The 19060-nt window shown below is 64.1% G+C and carries 18 protein-coding genes; 8 read left to right on the forward strand and 10 right to left on the reverse strand.

All coding sequences use genetic code 11. The features are described 5' to 3' along the window. Positions 1-2: 2 nt before the first annotated feature. Positions 3-1538, reverse strand: coding sequence for a FadD3 family acyl-CoA ligase (locus FOS14_RS17970; RefSeq protein ID WP_143772218.1), 1536 nt, complete (start codon positions 1536-1538; stop codon positions 3-5). A 111-nt stretch (positions 1539-1649) separates the two neighbouring features. Here FOS14_RS17970 and FOS14_RS17975 point away from each other — a divergent pair, with 111 nt between their 5' ends. Genes FOS14_RS17975 through FOS14_RS17990 form a run of 4 tightly spaced genes read left to right on the forward strand, consistent with a single transcriptional unit; the run spans position 1650 to position 5443 of the window. Further along, positions 1650-2840: an acyl-CoA dehydrogenase family protein gene (locus FOS14_RS17975; RefSeq protein ID WP_143772178.1), complete on the forward strand. Its 1191-nt coding sequence runs from the start codon at positions 1650-1652 to the stop codon at positions 2838-2840. After that, positions 2837-3643 (forward strand): SDR family oxidoreductase, encoded by an 807-nt coding sequence (locus FOS14_RS17980; protein ID WP_143772179.1) that lies wholly within the window; start codon positions 2837-2839, stop codon positions 3641-3643. Before FOS14_RS17975 ends, FOS14_RS17980 begins: the two co-directional genes overlap by 4 nt. 26 nt (positions 3644-3669) lie before the next feature. Further along, complete coding sequence (locus FOS14_RS17985; RefSeq protein ID WP_143772180.1) at positions 3670-4287, forward strand: TetR/AcrR family transcriptional regulator; 618 nt, start codon at positions 3670-3672, stop codon at positions 4285-4287. Between the two features lie 7 nt (positions 4288-4294). Continuing rightward, positions 4295-5443, forward strand: a complete 1149-nt coding sequence (locus FOS14_RS17990; protein WP_143772181.1) for an acetyl-CoA C-acetyltransferase — start codon at positions 4295-4297, stop codon at positions 5441-5443. 2 nt (positions 5444-5445) lie between these two features. Here FOS14_RS17990 and FOS14_RS17995 read toward each other — a convergent pair whose 3' ends face one another. Continuing rightward, on the reverse strand, positions 5446-6795 hold the full coding sequence (locus FOS14_RS17995; protein WP_143772182.1) for a DUF222 domain-containing protein: 1350 nt from the start codon (positions 6793-6795) through the stop codon (positions 5446-5448). Positions 6796-6837: 42 nt separating this feature from the next. After that, positions 6838-8232 carry a cytochrome P450 gene (locus FOS14_RS18000; RefSeq protein ID WP_143772183.1) on the reverse strand — a complete coding sequence of 465 codons (1395 nt, stop codon included), beginning with the start codon at positions 8230-8232 and terminating at the stop codon, positions 6838-6840. Between the two features lie 77 nt (positions 8233-8309). Between FOS14_RS18000 and FOS14_RS18005 the strand changes: the two genes are divergently transcribed. After that, positions 8310-8912, forward strand: a complete 603-nt coding sequence (locus FOS14_RS18005; protein WP_143772184.1) for a TetR/AcrR family transcriptional regulator — start codon at positions 8310-8312, stop codon at positions 8910-8912. A gap of 6 nt (positions 8913-8918) precedes the next feature. Here FOS14_RS18005 and FOS14_RS18010 read toward each other — a convergent pair whose 3' ends face one another. From FOS14_RS18010 to FOS14_RS18030, 5 genes are all read right to left on the reverse strand, one after another. Further along, on the reverse strand, positions 8919-10277 hold the full coding sequence (locus tag FOS14_RS18010) for a reverse transcriptase family protein (RefSeq protein WP_255450442.1): 1359 nt from the start codon (positions 10275-10277) through the stop codon (positions 8919-8921). 88 nt (positions 10278-10365) lie between these two features. Beyond that, positions 10366-11427, reverse strand: coding sequence for a nitronate monooxygenase (locus FOS14_RS18015; RefSeq protein ID WP_143772186.1), 1062 nt, complete (start codon positions 11425-11427; stop codon positions 10366-10368). After that, positions 11424-12182 (reverse strand): CoA-transferase subunit beta, encoded by a 759-nt coding sequence (locus FOS14_RS18020; RefSeq protein ID WP_143772187.1) that lies wholly within the window; start codon positions 12180-12182, stop codon positions 11424-11426. Before FOS14_RS18020 ends, FOS14_RS18015 begins: the two co-directional genes overlap by 4 nt. Next, positions 12179-13063, reverse strand: a complete 885-nt coding sequence (gene ipdA, locus FOS14_RS18025; protein ID WP_143772188.1) for a cholesterol ring-cleaving hydrolase subunit IpdA — start codon at positions 13061-13063, stop codon at positions 12179-12181. Before ipdA ends, FOS14_RS18020 begins: the two co-directional genes overlap by 4 nt. A gap of 2 nt (positions 13064-13065) precedes the next feature. After that, positions 13066-13854 carry an enoyl-CoA hydratase family protein gene (locus FOS14_RS18030; RefSeq protein ID WP_143772189.1) on the reverse strand — a complete coding sequence of 263 codons (789 nt, stop codon included), beginning with the start codon at positions 13852-13854 and terminating at the stop codon, positions 13066-13068. 70 nt (positions 13855-13924) lie between these two features. Here FOS14_RS18030 and FOS14_RS18035 point away from each other — a divergent pair, with 70 nt between their 5' ends. After that, complete coding sequence (locus FOS14_RS18035; protein WP_143772219.1) at positions 13925-14734, forward strand: SDR family oxidoreductase; 810 nt, start codon at positions 13925-13927, stop codon at positions 14732-14734. Next, positions 14731-15639 (forward strand): SDR family oxidoreductase, encoded by a 909-nt coding sequence (locus tag FOS14_RS18040; RefSeq protein WP_143772190.1) that lies wholly within the window; start codon positions 14731-14733, stop codon positions 15637-15639. The genes FOS14_RS18035 and FOS14_RS18040 overlap by 4 nt, the downstream gene beginning before the upstream one ends. A 6-nt stretch (positions 15640-15645) precedes the next feature. Here FOS14_RS18040 and FOS14_RS18045 read toward each other — a convergent pair whose 3' ends face one another. Then, on the reverse strand, positions 15646-16062 hold the full coding sequence (locus FOS14_RS18045) for a helix-turn-helix domain-containing protein (RefSeq protein ID WP_143772191.1): 417 nt from the start codon (positions 16060-16062) through the stop codon (positions 15646-15648). Between the two features lie 277 nt (positions 16063-16339). Then, positions 16340-17503: a steroid 3-ketoacyl-CoA thiolase gene (locus FOS14_RS18050; RefSeq protein WP_143772192.1), complete on the reverse strand. Its 1164-nt coding sequence runs from the start codon at positions 17501-17503 to the stop codon at positions 16340-16342. Positions 17504-17698: 195 nt separating this feature from the next. Between FOS14_RS18050 and FOS14_RS18055 the strand changes: the two genes are divergently transcribed. Next, positions 17699-18943, forward strand: coding sequence for a cytochrome P450 (locus FOS14_RS18055; RefSeq protein ID WP_143772193.1), 1245 nt, complete (start codon positions 17699-17701; stop codon positions 18941-18943). Positions 18944-19060: the final 117 nt, after the last annotated feature.

Here is a 19060-nt window from a genome sequence, read left to right on the forward strand (position 1 = left end):
TGCTATGTCCTGCCTTCCGCGGCCCGCAGGTCGCGCTTGAGCACTTTGCCACCAGCGTTCCGCGGCAGCACGTCGAGGAATTCCACGGTTCGCGGCACCTTGTAGTTGGCCAGATTCGCCTTGGCGTAGCCGATCACGTCGTCTGCTGATAGCGCGTGATCAGGACGGCGGACCACAAAAGCCTTGCCCACCTCGCCCATTCGGTCATCGGGGACACCGATCACGGCCGAGTCGGCGACGCCGTCCAGACGAGCCAGCACCTGTTCCACCTCGGCCGGGTATACGTTGAAGCCCCCGCAGATGTACATATCCTTGAGTCGGTCGGTGATCTTGAGGTAGCCGCGATCGTCGATGTAGCCGACATCTCCCGTGTGCAACCAGCCGTCGGAATCGATGGTCTTGGCGGTGGCTTCCGGGTCGTCGAGATATCCGAGCATCACGTTGGGGCCACGCATGAGTAACTCGCCGGTGCGGTCATCGATCCGAATCTCGAAGCCCGCGATCGGCCTCCCGCACGTCGTCGCGACAGTCACCGGGTCGTCATCGGGCCGGCACATGGTGCCGAATCCGCAACCTTCGGAGAGTCCGTAGGCCGTGAGCACAACGTCGAAGTCCAGGTCCGATTGCATTCGTTCGACCAGCGCGACCGGCACGACAGCCGCGCCCGTGACGGCAACGCGCAGGGTGGACAGTTCGAAGCGGTCCCGATCGGGATGGTCAAGGATCGACTGGTAAATGGTCGGGGGCCCAGGCAGGACGGTAATGCGTTCCGCCGCAACAGTGCTCATTGCGGTCGGTACGTCGAATACGGCCTGCGGCACGATGGTCGCTCCGGTAACCAGGCACGCCAGTATTCCGGCCTTGTAACCGAAGCTGTGGAAGAACGGGTTGATAATCAGGTAGCGATCTTGCGCGGTCAGCGTCGCGCACTCCGCCCAAGCACGCACAACCGCCAGGGCCTGACGGTGCGCGCACATCGCGCCCTTGCTTCGACCCGTCGTACCGGACGTGAACAGAATGTCGCAAAGATCTTCGGGTGCAATGGAATCGGCGCGCTCATCGGCTTCGGTCGGGGAGACCGCCCGCGCAAACTGGGCGACATCGTCCCATTCGAGGTCGCCGGGAGAGCCTGGAGTTGCCGTCTCGCCCACGGGTATTCGGATCACCGTGTCGAGGTCGGGGGCGTCGGTCAACTGCCGCAGTTCGGCGAGCCGGTCTTTGCCGAGGAAGCTGGCGGCAACGAAGAGCACCCGGGAACGGGTCCGTGCAATCAGATCCGACGCCTCCGCTGCGGTGTAACGAGTGTTGATCGGGATCAGAACGCCGCCCGCGTAGTGGACTGCCAGCGCCGCCGTCACCCAATGATGGGTATTTGGCGACCAGATCGCGACGCAATCCGCACGCTGCAGTCCGCGGGCAATGAGGCCGCGTGCGACAGTCTGTACCGCCGCGAGCAGCCCGGACCAGGTGATTCGCACGTCACCGTCGACGACCGCTTCGGAATCGCCCCACGTCGCCGCGGCGTGGCGCAGCGCCATGGGCGTCGTCTGCGACGGGTCCGTCGCGGCGGGTTGAGTCACCGTTTCCACCTAGCGGGTCGTTCTCGTTCCACGTTAGCAAGCAAGTGCTTGGTAGGTTATCCTACTCGTGTGACGGGTGCTGATGGCAACTCCGCAAACGCGAGGTTCGCCGAGGAGATTCGAGACTGGCTCGCCGACAACCTTGTCGGTGAGTTTGCGCAGCTGCGCGGGCTGGGCGGCCCGGGGCGCGAGCACGAGGCGTATGAGGAGCGGCTGGCCTGGGACCGCCACTTGGCTGCTGCCGGGTGGACCTGCCTGGGCTGGCCGCGCGAGTACGGCGGACGTGCGGCGACGCTGGAACAACAGGTCATCTTCCACCAGGAATACGCCCGCGCTAACGCCCCCGCACGGGTGTCGCACATCGGGGAGGAACTGCTCGGCCCCACCTTGATGGCGTTCGGCACCGATGCCCAGAAACGCCGGTTTCTGCCCGGGATCAAGGCCGTGCGCGAACTGTGGTGTCAGGGCTACTCCGAACCGGGCGCCGGCTCCGACCTGGCCGCGGTCTCGACGACCGCGCGCCTCGACGGCGACGGATGGTCCATCAACGGTCAAAAGGTATGGACCTCTCTTGCGCACGTCGCCGATTGGTGCTTCGTAGTCGCGCGCACAGAACCCGGGTCCAAGCGTCATCACGGCCTGTCGTACCTGCTGGTGCCGATGAAACAGCCAGGTGTGCAGGTGCGCCCGATCCTCCAGTTGACCGAGACCTCCGAGTTCAACGAGGTGTTCTTCGACAATGCCCGCACGAGTGCAGATCTGGTCGTGGGCGCTGTCGGGGATGGCTGGCGCATTGCCATGGGCACCTTGACCTTTGAACGCGGGGTGTCCACCCTCGGTCAGCAGATCGGCTTTGCCCGTGAGTTGCAAGAGATAGTTGAGCTTGCCGAACGCAACGGCGCCGCTAGCGATCCGGTGATCCGGGACAAGCTGACCCGGGCCTGGATCGGTCTGCGGGTGATGCGCGCGCACGCCGCGCGGACGCTCGCGAATGTCGACGCCGGCACCGGCGCGGGTGAGGCGTCGGTAGCGAAGCTGTTGTGGGCCAACTGGCATCGCGGTCTCGGCGAACTCGCGATGGAGGTCCTCGGTGCGCCGGGCTTGCTCGCTGCTGACGCGCCCGAGAACGGGCGGCTATCGGAACTGCAACGGCTCTACCTGTTCAGTCGCGCCGACACGATCTACGGCGGATCGAACGAGGTGCAGCGCAACATCCTTGCCGAGCGGGTGCTCGGCCTACCGCGAGAGGCGCGTCCATGACGGTCAACTCCCATCCGCTCGCCATCGCCCCAGCGGAGGTCGTAGGGCACGGATTGCTCACGGGTCGAACGGCTCTCGTCACCGCCGCCGCCGGAACGGGAATCGGCTCGGCAACGGCGCGCCGGATGCTCGCCGAGGGTGCCGACGTGATCGTCTCGGACTATCACGAACGGCGTTTGGAAACCACGCGTGCCGAGCTCTCCGAAAACTATCCGGATCGACGGGTTGCCGCCGTGCCGTGCGACGTCAGCAGTTCGGAGCAGGTTGCCCGACTGTTCTCCGAAGCGGCGCAGGTAATGGGACGGTTGGACGTCGTCGTCAACAACGCCGGCCTGGGCGGCGAGACGCCCGTCATCGACATGACTGACGAGCAGTGGGATCGCGTGCTCGACGTGACGCTGAACGGTACGTTCCGCTGTACCCGAGAGGCGTTGCGGTACTTTCGCAATGCCGGTCACGGTGGTGTGATAGTCAACAATGCCAGTGTGCTGGGGTGGCGCGCGCAACACGGCCAAGCGCACTACGCCGCCGCAAAAGCCGGCGTGATGGCGTTGACGAGGTGCAGCGCGATCGAGGCCGCAGAACTCGGCGTGCGGATCAACGCGGTGGCGCCGAGCATCGCCACGCACGCATTCCTGGCCAAGGTAACCTCCAACGAATTGCTCGACAGGCTGGCCGCCGGTGAGGCATTCGGTCGGGCCGCGCAACCGTGGGAGGTGGCCGCGACCATCGCCATGCTGGCCAGCGATTACACCACCTACCTCACCGGTGAGGTCGTGTCGATCAGCAGCCAGCGGGCCTGACCGCGTCGCAGATAGGATCCATTGAAGTGCCAGCTCCCAAAGACACCGGTGAAAAGGGCGGTCGCCGTGAGGAATTGCTCAATCTAGCGGCGAAACTCTTTGCGCAGCGCGGACTACGAGCAACCACAGTCCGCGACATCGCCGACGCAGCCGGTATCCTTTCCGGCAGTCTCTATCATCACTTCGATTCCAAGGAATCGATGGTCGATGAGATCTTGCGTGGCTTCCTCGATGACCTGTTCGGGAGGTACCGCGAGATCATCGACGCCGGTCTCTCGCCGCGAACGACGCTGGAAGCGTTGGTTACCGCGTCATTCGAGGCTATCGACGCCTCGCATTCCGCGGTGGCCATCTACCAGGATGAGGCCAAGCATCTGCACGACCTCGGGCGGTTCGCCTACATCGACGAACGCAACCAGGAGTTCCGGCAGATGTGGATGGGCGTGCTGGAGCGCGGAATCCGCGACGGCAGCTTTCGGCCGGACACCGATGTCGAGCTTGCCTACCGGTTCCTGCGCGACACCGTGTGGGTCGCTGTCCGCTGGTACCGGCCGGGCGGATCGATGACCGCGGACGCGGTCGCCAAACACTATTTGACAATCGTGCTCGACGGGCTGTCCGTGCCCGGCGTGAGTAAGAAATGAGACTGACATGACCGAGGCATTCATCATCGACGCGGTGCGCACCGCGGTCGGCAAGCGCAATGGCGCGTTGGCGGGCACCCATCCGGCCGATCTGGGCGCCGCTATTCTCACCGGCCTGGTCGAGCGCGTCGGCGTCGACCCGGGTGCCGTGGACGACGTCATCTTCGGCTGTGTGGACGCGGTCGGCCCGCAGGCCGGAAATATTGCCCGCACCGCATGGTTGGCGGCCGGCTACCCCGACGAAGTGCCCGGCGTGACCGTCGATCGGCAATGCGGGTCGAGTCAGCAGGCGATTCATTTTGGGGCCCAGGCGATAATGAGCGGCACCGCTGATCTGATCATCGCCGGTGGCGTGCAGAACATGAGCGCGATTCCCATCTCGGCGGCGATGCTGGCCGGACGCGAGTACGGGTTCGAGACGCCGTTCAAGGGTTCCGTCGGGTGGGACAAACGCTATGGGAACGAAGAGGTTTCCCAATTCCATGGCGCCGAACTGATTGCACACAAGTGGGACATCAGTCGGGAAGACATGGAGCGCTGGGCCCTGCGTAGTCATGAGCGGGCACGCGCGGCGATCGCCGACGGTAAGTTTCAGCGCGAAATCATCCCGGTTGGCGAGTTTGCGGTCGACGAGGGACCGCGCGAAACCAGTCTCGAAAAGATGGCGGCACTGAAGACGCTGGTGGAGGACGGCCGTCTCACCGCTGCCGTGGCCAGCCAGATCTCTGACGGTGCCAGCGCCACGCTGCTCGCGTCGGAGCAGGCGGTGGCCCAGCACAACCTGACGCCGCGTGCCCGGATTCATCATGTGAGTGCCCGCGGGTCAGACCCGATCTACATGCTCACCGGCCCGATCCCCGCCACCCAGCACGCGCTGGCTCGATCGGGACTGACGATCGACGACATCGACGTCATCGAGATCAACGAAGCCTTTGCGCCGGTGGTGCTCTCGTGGTTAAAGGACACTGGTGCGGACCCCGAGCGGGTCAACGTCAACGGCGGTGCGATCGCGCTCGGGCACCCGCTCGGCGCCACCGGGGCAAAGCTTTTCGCAACGCTGCTCAACGAGCTCGATCGGGTCGGCGGACGCTACGGTCTGCTCACCATTTGCGAGGGCGGCGGCACCGCGAACGCGTCGATCATCGAACGCTTGTAGATCTACGCGGCATCCTCATACGTGATGTCGTAGAACAGTCCCGCAAGGTGCCGTTCCACTACGCCCACGATATTTATCTGTTCGAGCGGCCTCGGCAAAGGTGGTGCGACCGAACGGTATTGATGTCCGGTTGGTGTGGTGAGTGTGTAGACGTGCGGCTCGCCGGGCGGTGTCGGTTCTGGTTTGGCGTCAAAGCCCTCGCCTTGTTCGGCGTAGTTGCAAGCTTCGCAGAGTCCGGCGCCGTTATCGGCGGTCGTAGCGCCACCGCTCTCGTAGGCTGTGATGTGGTCTCGGTGCCGGATCGGAGCATCGCACCACGGCGTTCGGCAGACACGATCGCGGGTGTCGATCAACCGAGCGAGCGCGGTGGGGAAGCATCGGGATTTCGACTCCATCGCGGTCAGGGTCCCAGTTTTCGGCGTTGCGTAGACCTTCCGGAGTTCGGCGCGTGAGTCGGCGGCGGCGTCTTTGGCCCAGTGCCGGGCCAATCCAGCCGGGATGGGACCGTAGCCGGGCACATAGCCAGGCTCGGTGCCGTCAGCGAAGAGCACTTCGTCCGAGACGATCAGGTTGACGCTGACAGGTACCGCGTTGGCCGACGCGATGCCAGTGACTCGTTCGGTGAGCAGGTCAGCCATTATCTGCCCGTGGCCGCGGTTGTCGCCGGCGGCGCGAATGGCTTTGGCGTCGCGGTCGAGGGTGGCATAAATGCAGACGGCTTGTTTTACCGGTAGCAGCGCTGTCAGATAGGCCATCGTGTCGGGGGCGGCACGGGTGGTGACGCACCGGTCGCCTTCCGCTTTGCGGGCGCGCTTGACCATGGCCTCCGCGTCATAGCGGGCGGCGAGTTCACGGGCTTTGGCCCGCAGCCTTCGGTCACCGAGTCCTTCCACGGTGCCGGGGTCCGCGCAGAGCTCGGCGTCGATTGCCATGCGATCTTCGCGTGTCAGACAGGCGGTTTCGCAGACCAGGATGGTCGCGCGCCATTCACTGAGCAGACCGCGTTCGAGCAAGCGCAGGGTGTGCGGCATCTCGTGTACCAACGCGCGGGCCATACCAAGGTGCCGACTCCCCTTGTGGGTGGAGTCGCGGCGAGCCAGCGCGACTTCCATGCCGATACCGCGTCCCTGCTGATCGGCGGGTACGCCGCGCTGAGCGCGCTCACGCCGACGGGATTCGTCCAGGTCAGCTGTTGTCTTGGCTTGGGCTGCAGCACAACAGGATTTGAGCTCTTCAAGCTCGGTGAGCAGATCTATGCGTGCAGCGTCATCGATATCGCGATCGAGTGTTGCGAGGTTCTGGCGCAGATCGGCGATCGCGTCGAATATTGGTTGTCCCCCCGAATGGTCCATGGCACCAGCGTATACGAACAAACGTTCGAGAGCAATTGCTTTTTATCGCCGACGCAAAGTCAAGCGAAACCCCTCCGGCAACATCGTCAGCCGCTCGGCGACCCGCAGTTGATATTCCGGCTCACCCGCGATGTGGTAGCGCTGCAGGATGGTGCCGAGCACCAGCACCGCTTCATGAATCGCGAACTGCCTTCCGATACAGGCGCGTTCGCCGGTTCCGAAGGGTTTGTAAATGTGCGGGGCGCGGCCCTTGACGTGCTCGGGCAAAAACCGATCGGGATTGAATTCTGTGGCGTCGGGTCCCCAGATCGGGTCACGGTGCAGCGCCGGAATGATCACCAGCACACCGTCGCCGGCTTTCATCGGGTACCTGCCAGCCAGCAGTGTGTCCTGTTTCGCCTCGCGGGCGTACACGGGCGCGGTCGGCCACAACCGCAGCGACTCATCGAGGACGCGGCGGACGTAGCGCAGCTTCGCGACCTGTTCGAAGCCCGGGCGTTCGGTTCCCCATACCGCATCAACCTCGGCGGTCGCCTGTGCCAGCACGTCCGGATGCCGCGACAGGTAATAGAGCGCGAAGGACAGTGCCCCCGAGGTTGTTTCATGACCGGCAACCAAGAACGTGATGACCTGGAAACGGATATTGCGATCGTCGAGCTGATCCGGATCTTGTTCGCGCTGCGCTCGCATCATCAACTCGAGCAGGTCCTCCGGGCGCGGGCCGGTGGATTCGCGGCGCTCTCGGATCACGTCGTCGACCACGCCGAACATGTATTGCAGCCGCTGTTCGTTGCGGCGATCAGCATTGCGCCACAAGAGATCCCCGACAACCGGCGGCGCCAGGAAGGTCCGCAGCTGCGCGTGGCGCAGCGCGCCGACCATGGCGTCGACAAAGGGATGCGGCCGCTCTCGGCGGAACGAATCGAAGGGGTGGCTGAACCCGGTGCGGCCGATGGTTTCCAGCGTCAACTTCGTCATGTCCGGCGACACGTCGACCGGAGCCACCCCGGCGTGCTGGTCCCAATACCGGGTCAGTTCACCGGCAACATCCAGCATGGTCTGGTGGTAGCTGCGCATCGCCGACTGGGTGAAGGCCGGCCGCAGTAGGTTGTGCGCCTTGCGCCAGTTGGGCTCGGAACTGTACGCCGTGAAGAGGCCATCGCCGCCGATCGGTCGCAGGGCAGCGACAGCGGGGGAGAGGAACTTGCCGAAGCGCTTTTCATCGGAGAGGTCGGCCACCAAGTCCGGGCCGGATGCCAGCACGATTCGCCGGTTGAAGATCTTGCGCTCGAAGATCGGACCGATGGTGCGCGCCGTCTCGGTGATGCTCTGGATCGGCGTCCGGGGCCGCATGCCCAGCAGATCGCCGAGCAGCGGAAGGCGATGTGGCGGATGTGGGACTGCCGGTGCCTGCGCGTCCAGTAGATCAACGGTCATGGCCAACCTCCGCTGCTGAACTGACGTATAGTAAGCAACGTACCCCCTATTGAATCCATGTCAAGTAGAATTCGTCCGTGAGCACTGCGCGCCGTCGTCTCGATCCGGAGCAGCGGCGTGCGCAACTCTTGGACATCGGCGCGCGGTTGTTTGCCGAGCATCCCTACGAAGATGTCTGGATCGAAGAGGTCGCCGAACTCGCCGGTGTCTCCCGTGGCCTGCTCTACCACTATTTTCCGAACAAGCGCGACTTCTTCGCGGCGATCGTTCAGCGAGCGTCGGACCAACTGCTGTCCGCCACCGAGATCGATCCGAACCTACCCATGGCCGAACAGGTTTCGGCTGGCCTCGACGCCTACATCGAGCACTTCATCAAGAACCCCCATGGCGTGCTCGCCGTGAATCGCGGTGCACTGTCTGGTGATCAGACGATCCAGGCCATCATCGACGACGAACTCGCGGTGTTGCGTCGGCGTATGCTCGACGCACTGGCGCTGCACGGGCACGAGCGCGATGTCGCCGGTGCTGCGGTGCTGGGCTGGCTGGCATTCACTCGGGCCGTCTGCGTCAACTGGGTTGCCCAGCAGACGATGTCGCGCGACGAAGTGCGCGAGCTGTGCCTGCGGACCCTCGTTGGAGCGCTGGGTTCGACGGTGCACCTGGAGGAGCCGCCACGCTGATGCCCTTCAGTCCCAGTCCACGAGCTCAGCCATGGCCAGTAATCGTTGTCGACGCGCAGGGCTGGTCTCACCGATCCAGGCGATGAGGCCGTAGACATGCGATCGGAAGTCGTTGTGTCCCTGCCTGTTCTGCGCCGCAGCGCCGGTGCGCTGACAGTTGTGCAACAGCGCCCTAACCTGATCGTAGGCGTAACGGGGAGCAGCCGGACGGTTGTTGACGACTAGGCCCGCCAGGATTTGACGCTGATGTTGTCGCCGTACAGAGGTTTTCGCCGGGTTAACGAGGAAACCCTCGGCTTCAGCGATGCGCGTCACCGCCCAAACGGCCGAATCGGCATCCATTGTTCCCGACAGCGCAAGGTCATCGGCATAGCGCGTATACGCCAGGCCGCTGCGGCGCGCGTACCCGGAAATGCGCCGGTCGAGGTTACGCGCAACAAGATTGGCGAGACGCGGTGAGGTCGGCGCGCCCTGCGGAAGGTGCGGGACTCGCAGCAGCGTCCGCTGGCGATGATCCAGCCCACGCAGCGGTGCGATCGCGGACGCATGAGTGCAGAGGTCGGCCAATGCGGTCGCGACCGAATCGGGGTAGCCACACGCGCGGAAAACAGCCCGGACCCGCGCGACGGTGATGCTGGAAAAGAAATCCCGAAGGTCGACGCGGACCACGACGTCGGCTTGCGCGTGTGGCATCGCAAACGTCTCAGCGCTGCGGCCCTTCTCGAATCCGTGGCAGCTAGGGTGGGCCGGAATCCCCGAGAGTATGCGCCGGTTGATGGTCCGTTGAATTTCGCGCAGTCGGGGCTTGGGTGCCTCGACCAGTCGCACGCCCGTCGATTTGGGTAGCCGTCGATATCGGTAGTGCGACAGTGGTTCCCGCGCGGTGCGTAGCCAGCCACCGTGGTCGGCAAACCACTCCAATTCTGCAGTTGTCAGATTGAGCATCGTCGCCAGTGCACCGCAATCCAGAATTTCGGGGACGCCAAAGCGCAACCCGCCCGGTTCGCCTTCAGGTGCGACCACAGTCTCCGGCAACTCAGGGAGGTCAGCGAGGACCGCCTGCAAGGTAGTTTGCGGATCGATTGGCTCCCTAGGAATTAAGCCGACCACCCGCAAGGCGAGGGACTCCGCTTCGACAGGGTCGATGATCGCTGCAAACGCCTCGGCCAGTTCGCTGTGCCGCCACCGAAAACCGCCGCGCGCAAATTCATCGGCGAGAGCGTGCGCGACGGCTGGTGAGACGGCGCGAGGCGTCATACGGCGTGTGCGGCGGTGGGGCGACCAAAAACTATCGTCCTTGGCGCCGTGTAGCTCGCGCAGCGCGCCGAGCGGCTCCGGACGCTGTGCCCAACTGATGATGTGCACCCAGGGGTTGCCCCTGAGGAGGGCCTGATCGACCCACGCTCGCCCCACCACCGTCGCACGGGGCTCTACCCTGCCACATACCAGTCCGCTACGTCGGCAGCTTGCTCAGTTCCTCGATCCGCAAAACTGCGTCCGCGACTATCCGCTCGATCAACTCTTTACAGCTCGGCAGATCATCGAGCATCCCGACAACCTGGCCTGAGGCCAGCACGCCGGCATGGGTGTTGCCCTCGACGAGTCCGGCCCGCAACAACATCGGCGTATTGGCCGCCATGATCACCTGCGACCAGGTGAGTTCCTTGCCCTTCTTCATGGCCAGCCCATCGCGAATCATGGCCGACCACTTCATGCCCGTCATCTTCTTGAACTTCGCGGCATTGCTCACCGCGGCAACGAGTCCACGGGTGCTCCCGGAATGCTCGAGTTTGTCGACCAGCTCGGTATTGAGCACCCGGTGCGGCATTCCGTCGACCTTGAACGAGACCGTGGTGTCTTGCAGTCCCCGGCGCAGGTACTCCTGCTTGACCGCGTCCGGCACCGTGCTGTCGGTGGTCAGCAGGAATCGAGTGCCCATTGCGATCCCGGCGGCACCGTAGGCCAGGGCTGCCGCAAGGCCGCGCCCGTCGAAGAATCCGCCGGCGGCCACCACCGGGATGTCCACGGCATCGAGGACCGAGGGCAGCAGCAACGTGGTTGCAACAGGCCCAGTGTGGCCGCCGCCCTCGCCACCCTGCACGATCACGGCATCGGCCCCCCACGCCGCGACCTTCCTGGCATGCTTGGCGGCGCCGATCGACGGAATCACAATGACGCCGGCATCTTTGAGCCGTTCGATCAGTTCTTGCTTGGGCGCCAACGCAAAAGAGGCGACCCGCACGTTCTCGCGGATCATCAGCTCGATGCGTTGCGCCGCATCGGTAGCGTCCGCGCGAATGTTGACGCCGAAGGGCTTATCCGTGAGCCCCTTGGTCTTTGCTATCGCCGCCTCGAGCTCGGCGTAGGTCATGGTGGCCGACGCCAAAATTCCCAGGCCGCCCGCGTTTGCTGTGCCCGCAACGAGGCGCGGGCCGGCCACCCAGCCCATGCCGGTCTGGACGACGGGGTGCTCGACGCCTACCAGCTCGGTCAGCGCGGTGCGCAAGGTGCTCATTGGGGTACCTCCCGGTTGCGAATTCCGCGGGGGTCGATGACTTCTCGGATCAACCGCAGTTCCTCATCGGTGGGGTAGCGGGTGGGCTCGGCCTCGTGCAGTCCGGCGATCTCGAACGAGGTATTCGCCGCAACCTCATCGGCGGTCACTCCGGGGTGCAAACTGAGCGCCCGCATCGTGTGGCCGGGACCGCCGAAGTCGAAGACGCCGAGGTTGGTGACCACGCGGTGGATGTGCAGATAGCGAAATGCCGGATTGCTTGGATCTATCTTGTCGTACCCGACACCGCAGACGATGTCGACCTGCTCGCAGAACACCCGACTGGAATGCTTCGGCACCCAATAACTGGTGGCGTGGTTGATCGTATTTCCGGGTGCGCCGCGGGAGCCGAACATCTGCCGCGTCGGATGCTGCAGCGGGCCGAATGCGGACAGGTTCTGATTTCCGTAGCGGTCAATCTGATTGGCGCCCATGACCACATGCCGGCGTCCGGACGCAACGACATCGAACACCTTCCGGAACGGTATCCAGCCCTCGATGGCACCTTTGTCGCCCAGCGCCGGCGTCTCTGCCATGAGCAGCGCCTCGCCGTCGGAGAGCAGTAGATCCGGTTCCGTCGTCAGCTTGGCCAACCGCGCACCGATGCTCGGCAGCGTCGCCATCGGACTCGCCATGATTTCACCAGCGCCGGAGAATATTTCCGCACAGGCGACCGCGCAGATCTCGGCGCGGGTGGTATCAGTTGTGGTGGTCATCGGGTGCCTTCCTGAGCGAACCTGCGCACGGCCGCTTGATAGTCGTCCTCGCCGCCGCTCAGATACTGCTCGACAAACTCTTGCCACGTCGCCGCATCCTTTGCCGACTCGACGTAGTGACGCTGGAATTTCTCGTCGCGTTCGTAATCGTTTGCCCCGAGGGTGAAATGGGCGCCGTTGGGCGCCTCAACCACGGCGTCGACCATCATCCGGTTGAGCAGAAGTGACTGCGGTGGAACCGACTTCACCAGTTCCTCGGTGCTCACCACACGCTCGACCGAAAGGTACCGACGATCGGCAGCCATGCAGAACAGGTCATCGAAATACGGATCGACACCTGTATAGGCGGCATTGCCATGGGCGTCACCGAGATTGAGATGCACAAATGCCGCGTCTAGTCGCAGCGCCGGCATCGCGACCACCGTCTCAACCTGTCCATTGCTGTCGGGATACGGTGAGGTGACAGTGCGTAATTCGTCGCCCCAGAAATTCATGACATCGGAACCGAGGCCGGCGCGAATCGGCAGAAACGGCAGGCGTGCGGCAGCCGCCTCGAGCCCGCATTTCAGCATGCCCTCGTCCATCTCCCGGGCCTCGATCGCGCCGCTGGTGCGGGCACGCGCGAACCAGGGATCGTAAAACGGCGGCGAATCCAGCGACACAAAACCGTAGTAGGCCTTGCGGACCTTGCCTGCAGAACACAGCAATCCGAGGTCGGGGCCGCCGTAGGTGACCACGGTGAGGTCGGTGATGTCGGTTCGCAGCAGCGCCCTTATGAACGCCATCGGCTTGCGTCGCGAACCCCATCCGCCGATGCCGATCGTCATGCCGCTGCGCAGTTCACCCACAGCCTCGTCGAGCGTCGTTCTCTTATCGCGCATCCTCACGCCTTCTGTGTTCGTTGTTTGGCCAGGTCTGACTCAAACCGGTCGCGAATCTCATCCGCCGCACCGGACAGGTTGAGTTCGAAGGTGAATCCCTGCTCGAACCGGTAGCTGCGGTGCACGTTCTGCAGGTCGATGCCATTAAGTGCTTCCTTGGCCGCGCGGATCACTCGGCCGTCTTTGGCCGCGATCTCGGCTGTCACTTCCAGTGCGGCACTGTCAAGCTCGGCGCGTGGGACCACGCGATACACCGACCCGTAATGGTGAAGTTCCGTCGCTGTAATGGTTTTCGCGGTGAAGAACAATGCGCGCATCAGATGCTGCGGAACCAGTCGCGATAGGTGGGTGGCGGCACCCAGCGCTCCGCGGTCAACTTCGGGCAGACCAAACGTCGCGTCGTCCGCGGCCACCACGATGTCGGAGTTGCCTACTATCCCGATGCCGCCGCCAAGGCAGAAGCCCTGCACCGCCGCGACCACAGGCACCTGGCAGTCATAGACCGCGGAGAACACCTCGGCACAGCCGCGGTTGTGGTCGATCAGGCTCTGGTGCTTCGCGCTGGCCGCACCGTTGCGCACGTTGCGCTGAATCTCCTTGATGTCCACACCGGCGCAGAAGCCACGGTTCTCGGCCCGGATCACCACTGCCCGGACGCTCTGGTCTCGGCCGGCGGAGCGCACCGCGTCGGCGAGATCGAACCAACCGCGGGCCGGAAAGGCATTGACCGGCGGGTAGTCGATGGTGATGACGCTGACGCCCGGCCCGCCGGGTGAGCTGCTGATTCCCATTCCATGTCCATTCTGTGAGCGGGCGCCGGTACACAAACAAGCACTTGCTTGGTAGGTTAGCACGGTGACGTTGAGTCTTGCTTTGGATGATTCGGTCGTTCTGGTGACGGGCGGAGTGCGCGGTGTGGGTGCCGGCATCAGTCGCGTGTTCCTGGAAGCGGGTGCGACCGTGGTGGTGTGTGCGCGTCGGCCCGGTCAAGCCGAGTTGGCGGTTGGCGATCGGGTCGCCGACTTCGTTTCGTGCGATGTGCGGGATGAAGCTGCGGTACACGACCTGATAGCGCGGATCGTCGATCGTTACGGCCGTCTCGACGCCGTCGTCAACAACGCCGGCGGCGCACCGTTCGCGCTCGCGGCCGACGCCAGCCCGAACTTTCACCGCAAGATCGTGGAACTGAATATGTTGGCGCCGCTTCTGGTTTCCCAGCAGGCCAACGAGGTGATGCAGGCCCAACCGCAGGGCGGATCGATTGTGATGGTGTCGAGCGTGAGCGGCCACCGGCCGTCACCGGGTACCGCCGCATACGGTGCGGCCAAGGCCGGAGTCGACAGTCTCGTCGGCAGCCTGGCGGTCGAGTGGGCGCCGAAGGTGCGGGTGAACTCGATCGTTGTGGGGCCGGTCGAAACAGAGCAAAGCCATCTGCATTACGGCGACGCGGCCGGACTTGCCGCTGTCGCACAAACAATTCCACTGCGGCGATTGGCGACGCCGCAGGACGTCGGGCAGTGCGCGGCATTTTTGACGTCCGAGCTGGCGGGCTATGTCAGCGGTTCCACGCTGACCGTGCACGGCGGTGGCGAACGGCCGGCGTTCCTCGGCGCGGTGGAACAAGCTGCAGCACAGAATTCATCTAATAACACAACAGGAGTGGGCAATTGAGCGGGATTTGTGATGGTCGCGTCGTGGTGATCACCGGCGCGGGCCGGGGCATCGGCCGGGCGCACGCGTTGGCATTCGCCGCGGAGGGCGCCAAGGTCGTGGTCAACGATTTGGGTGCCGGCCTGGACGGGTCGGCGTCGGGTGAAGACCCTGCCTCAGCGGTCGTGGCCGAGATTCGTGCCGGCGGCGGCGACGCAGTCGTCAATGGCGACGATGTCGCCGATTGGACTGGCGCGCAACGGTTGATCGGCACCGCCATCGATACCTTCGGCCGCCTGGACGTGCTGGTCAACAACGCCGGTTTCTTGCGTGACCGGATGCTGGCCAACCTCAGCGAGGACGAGTGGGATGCGGTGATTCGCGTGCATCTCAAGGGCCACTTCGCACCCCTTCGCCACGCGATCGAATACTGGCGCAGCGAGTCCAAGGCGGGACGCGGCGTCGACGCCCGGATCATCAACACCAGCTCTGGTGCGGGACTGCAAGGCAGCATCGGGCAGAGCAATTACGCGGCAGCCAAGGCCGGAATCGCGGTGCTCACCATTAACGCCGCGGCCGAGTTTGCCCGCTACGGCGTCACCGTCAACGCCATCGCGCCTGCCGCGCGCACCCGGATGACCGAGGCGGCCATGCCGGACGCGATGGCGAAGCCGGCTGAGGGATTCGACGAAATGGCACCGGAAAATGTTTCACCCCTGGTCGTTTGGCTGGGAAGTGCGCAGTCGCGGGATGTCACCGGTCGAGTGTTCGAGGTCGAGGGCGGCAAGATCGCGCTCGCCGATGGCTGGCGGCACGGTGTGCCGATCGACAAGGGGCAGCGCTGGTCACCCGACGAGATCGGACCGGTGGTCACCAAGCTGATCGGAGCGGCGACACCCCCAGAGCCGGTCTACGGAGCCAGCTGAGTCGAGCTACTCGGTGCCGTCCGGCGGCACCGAGGGCAGGCCCTCGCTGGCGCGCAGCTTTTCGGCCAGAGCGGTCAGCAGGGTCTGTGACTCCTCCGACAAATCGAATGCCCGAATAGACAATCGTCGTAGGCCGTATCCCTCGAGCTGTGACAACAGCTCGAGGTCGTGCTCGATCTTGGTGGCGTAGATGTCGTTGAAGAAGTAGTCCGGCTTGACCTTGAAGAAGCGGGCCAGGGCGGCGACCGTCTCGTCCGAGGGGTTCGTCCGCTGACCGGATCGCAGCTGGGAAAGGTATGGCTTGGAAATCGGGTGACCCGCCGCCGTGAGCGCCGCCGCAACCTCGGCGTTGGTGTGCGGCTTGCGTCCCGGTGGATGAACCGTCTCGAACAGTTTGTTCAGCCGTGCAGCGAAGTCTGGCATCGTGGGCTACCCAGGCCCCTTCCTCGGTGGCAATTTGCCGGTTTCTTCTCCAATATTAGCGAACTAGTTGCTGATTGCCCACGATGGACACTGCCAACCACTCGATTGCACAGGTTAGCTGCATCCCACGCCGAAACGGCCAGCGGTTGTCCGTCTTTGCCTTGCCTAGCGTGTGTGTGCTGGTGGCATGTGACTTTCTGGCGTTTCGCAACCCGAACTACGGGAATAGTTCGGTTGCTCCAGAATAACCAGCTGGCCGGGTGCCGATTTCTAAGAATTAGATCCGCTCGATGATCGTTCCCGTCGAGAGTGCACCGCCGGCGCACATGGCGATCAGTGCGGTGTTACCGTCGCGGCGCTCGAGTTCATGGAGGGCGGTCGTGATCAGCCGCGATCCCGTGCTGCCCACTGGGTGCCCGAGCGCGATCGCGCCACCGTTGACGTTGACCTTGTCCATGTCCGGCTTTTGCACTGCCGCCCACGACAATAGGACCGAGGCAAATGCCTCATTCACTTCGAACAGGTCGAGATCGTTGATGCTCATCCCGCTCCGTTCGAGGAGTCTGGCCGTCGCTTGCACCGGTCCGTCGAGGTGAAACTCGGTCTCCGCGCCGACCAGGCACTGGGTGCGGATGCGGGCACGCGGGGTGAGCCCCTCGGCGCGTGCGCGGGCCTCGTCCATCAGGAGGACCGCGGCCGCGCCGTCGGAGATCTGTGAGGACGTCCCCGCCGTGTGCAGGCCGCCGTCGAGGACCGGCTTCAATTGCGCCAGCGACTCGGGGCTCGTATCGCGCAATCCTTGGTCGCGAGTCACTTCTCGCTTCTCGCCGGTCGCGTTGCCGTCGGCGTCGAGCACCGGCGCTGTCACCGGTATCACCTCGCGCTCGAATCTTCCTTGTGCCCAAGCCTGTTTAGCGAGTGATTGCGAGCGCAGGCCGAGACCGTCGAGATCGGCTCGGGTCAGCCCGCGTCGTCGGGCGATCCGTTCCGCTGCCTCGAACTGGTTGGGCAGATCGATGTCCCAGCTGTCCGGGCGACGAGGACCCGCGTGCTCGCCGACATTCGCTCCGAGCGGCACCCGGCTCATGGCCTCCACGCCGCAGGCGATTCCGATATCTATGGCGTCGGTGGCGATGAGACCGGCGATCAAGTGATTGGCCTGCTGCGCCGAGCCGCACTGACAGTCGACCGTCGTACAGCCGGACTGCCACGGCAGGCCGGCGTGCAGCCACGCGGTGCGGGTGACGTTGTTGGACTGCTCACCGGCCTGGGTGACGCATCCGCCGATGACCTGTTCAACAAGCAGTGGGTCGATCTGTGCGCGCTCGATCACGCCACGCTGGGCAGCGCCGAGTATCTCGGTTGCGTGCAGCCCCGCCAGCCAACCGCGCCGCTTGCCGATCGGTGTGCGCACTGCCTCCACGATTACCGGATTGCCCATTCGGAAACTCCTTTCGATACCAACAAAAATAGAACACGTTCTGACACCTCGACAAGGCGGCATTGTCGCTGATTCTTCCCAGCCTTTGCCCGATGTGGTTCAATGATGTTAGAACGTGTTCCACATCGATGGGCGGCGCTGCCCGAGCGTGCCGGCCAGGGTGGTCAAGTGAGATAGCACACGCAGGAGACGCTGGTGGCCGAGCCAAATCTTCCCGACGGATTCGACTTCACCGATCCGGACATCTACGCGCAACGTGTTCCCTTCCAGGAGTTCGCGGAACTGCGCAAGACTGCCCCCATCTGGTGGAACCCACAGCCACCGGAGGTGGGCGGATTCCACGACGACGGATTCTGGGTGGTCAGCAAGCACCACGACGTCAAAGAAGTCTCGCGCCGCAGCGACGTCTTCTCGACATGGGTCAACACCGCCATTCCGCGGTTCAACGACGACATCACGCGCGACCAGATCGAGCTGCAGCGGTTCGTTCTGCTCAACAAGGACGCGCCCGAGCACACGAAGCTACGCAAGCTAGTTTCCCGCGGGTTCACGCCGCGCGCCATCAACAGCCTGCGTGCCGAGTTGTCGGCGCGGGCTGAGCAGATCGTCAAGGAGGCCGCACAAGCCGGTTCCGGCGACTTCGTCACGCAGGTCGCCTGCGAACTTCCGCTGCAGGCGATTGCCGAGTTGATCGGTGTGCCGCAAGAAGATCGGCAGAAGGTCTTCCACTGGTCGAACCAGATGACCGGCTACGACGACCCCGAACTCGATCTTGACCCGGTGGCGGCTTCGGCCGAAATCCTCGGTTACGCATACCAAATGGCCGAAGAGCGCAAGAAGTGTCCGGCCGACGACATCGTCACCACGCTGATCGAAGCAGACGTCGACGGGCACGAGCTGAGTTCGGATGAGTTCGGCTTCTTCGTCATCCTGCTGGCTGTGGCCGGCAACGAGACGACGCGTAACGCGATCACCCATGGCATGCACGCGTTCCTGCGGTATCCGGACCAGTGGGAACTGTTCAAGCGCGAGCGTCCGGCCACCGCCGCAGACGAGATCATTCGCTGGGCCACCCCGGTGACGTCGTTCCAGCGAACGGCGCTGGAAGACACCGAACTCGGCGGCGTGCAGATCAAGAAGGGCCAGCGGGTTGTCATGATGTACAGCTCCGCGAACTTCGACGAGGATGTCTTCGAGAACCCGACCTCGTTCGACATCACTCGAAACCCGAACCCGCACTTGTCCTTCGGCGGCACCGGTGCGCATTTCTGTCTGGGTGCGAACCTGGCGCGGCTCGAGATCGACCTGATCTTCAATGCTATTGCCGACCATCTGCCCGACATGTCGAGGGTCGCGGAGCCGCGGCGCTTGCGTTCGGGCTGGCTTAACGGCATCAAGGAGTTCCAGGTCGACTACGGGACCTGTCCGGTCAAGCACTAGTGCTACAGCGCAACCCGGGCTGCGACTGTGCGGCCCGGGTTTACGCTGGCTCCCGCGTTGATCACGAGCATATGGCCCGAAAACGAGGGCCAAACGCGACCATTTGTTCGGGCTCGC

Source organism: Skermania sp. ID1734 (assembly GCF_007489285.1).
Taxonomy (GTDB): domain Bacteria; phylum Actinomycetota; class Actinomycetes; order Mycobacteriales; family Mycobacteriaceae; genus ID1734.

Bases quoted from the DNA above. Each gene is read 5' to 3' on its own strand.
- FOS14_RS17990 (WP_143772181.1), top strand. From the start codon at position 4,295: ATGACCGAGGCATTCATCATCGACGCGGTGCGCACCGCGGTCGGCAAG.
- FOS14_RS18000 (WP_143772183.1), bottom strand. From the start codon at position 8,232: ATGACCGTTGATCTACTGGACGCGCAGGCACCGGCAGTCCCACATCCG.
- FOS14_RS17980 (WP_143772179.1), top strand. From the start codon at position 2,837: ATGACGGTCAACTCCCATCCGCTCGCCATCGCCCCAGCGGAGGTCGTA.
- FOS14_RS18020 (WP_143772187.1), bottom strand. From the start codon at position 12,182: ATGACCACCACAACTGATACCACCCGCGCCGAGATCTGCGCGGTCGCC.
- FOS14_RS17970 (WP_143772218.1), bottom strand. From the start codon at position 1,538: ATGGCGCTGCGCCACGCCGCGGCGACGTGGGGCGATTCCGAAGCGGTC.
- FOS14_RS18015 (WP_143772186.1), bottom strand. From the start codon at position 11,427: ATGAGCACCTTGCGCACCGCGCTGACCGAGCTGGTAGGCGTCGAGCAC.
- ipdA (WP_143772188.1), bottom strand. From the start codon at position 13,063: ATGCGCGATAAGAGAACGACGCTCGACGAGGCTGTGGGTGAACTGCGC.
- FOS14_RS18045 (WP_143772191.1), bottom strand. From the start codon at position 16,062: ATGCCAGACTTCGCTGCACGGCTGAACAAACTGTTCGAGACGGTTCAT.
- FOS14_RS17995 (WP_143772182.1), bottom strand. From the start codon at position 6,795: ATGGACCATTCGGGGGGACAACCAATATTCGACGCGATCGCCGATCTG.
- FOS14_RS18050 (WP_143772192.1), bottom strand. From the start codon at position 17,503: ATGGGCAATCCGGTAATCGTGGAGGCAGTGCGCACACCGATCGGCAAG.
- FOS14_RS18030 (WP_143772189.1), bottom strand. From the start codon at position 13,854: ATGGGAATCAGCAGCTCACCCGGCGGGCCGGGCGTCAGCGTCATCACC.